Raw genomic sequence first — 678 nt, 5'->3', positions numbered from 1 at the left:
TGACCTGCCCCCCGGTCGTCCCTCGTTCATAACGAGAGTCCTTGGGGTTGATAGGCATCGGTTTCAGGTCTGGCAAGCGCGCCGGGCGCGTTGCCATCAAGTAGCTCAAGCGTCCGGCGCGCTTCTGTGGGGGACTTGTTGCCCAGCGAGGAATGCGGCCTGACGTTGTTGTAGTCATATCGCCAGAGAGCCAGTTTGCGGCGGGCATCGGACAGGTTGTCGAAGATCTCCTCGTTGAGGCATTCGTCGCGCAGGCTGCCGTTGAAGGACTCGATGTAGCCGTTCTGCTGCGGCTTGCCGGGGTCGATGTAGTGCCACTCGACGCCGTTTTCGTTGGCCCATTTCAGGATCGCCTTGCTGGTGAACTCGGTCCCGTTGTCAGAAACTATGCAAGCGGGTTTGCCATAGATGCGGACCAGCGCGTCCAATTCCCGAGCGACGCGCGCGCCCGAGATGCTGGTGTCGGCGATCAGGCCGAGGTTTTCGCGGCAGCAGTCGTCATTCACCGCCAGGATGCGGAACTTCCGGCAGGCCCCGAACGTGTCGGACAGGAAGTCCAGCGACCAGCGCTGGTTTGGCCGCAGTGGAACCGGCATCGGCGTGCGACTGCCACGAGCCCGTTTGCGGCCACGACGGCGGCGCACCGACAGGCCCTCTTCCCGGTAAATCCGGTAGAGC

1 protein-coding gene is annotated in these 678 nt (G+C 63.0%); it reads right to left on the bottom strand.

What is annotated here, in order from left to right:
* Positions 1-26: 26 nt before the first annotated feature.
* Positions 27-678 (bottom strand): IS3 family transposase (locus G4Z14_RS18745; protein ID WP_164628482.1); only part of this gene is annotated, 652 nt, incomplete at its 5' end.

Source organism: Tabrizicola oligotrophica (genome assembly GCF_011008935.1).
Classification (GTDB): Bacteria; Pseudomonadota; Alphaproteobacteria; order Rhodobacterales; family Rhodobacteraceae; genus Tabrizicola_A; species Tabrizicola_A oligotrophica.
The sequence above is the reverse complement of the archived record's forward strand: the minus strand, read 5'-3'. Positions and strand labels throughout refer to the sequence as shown.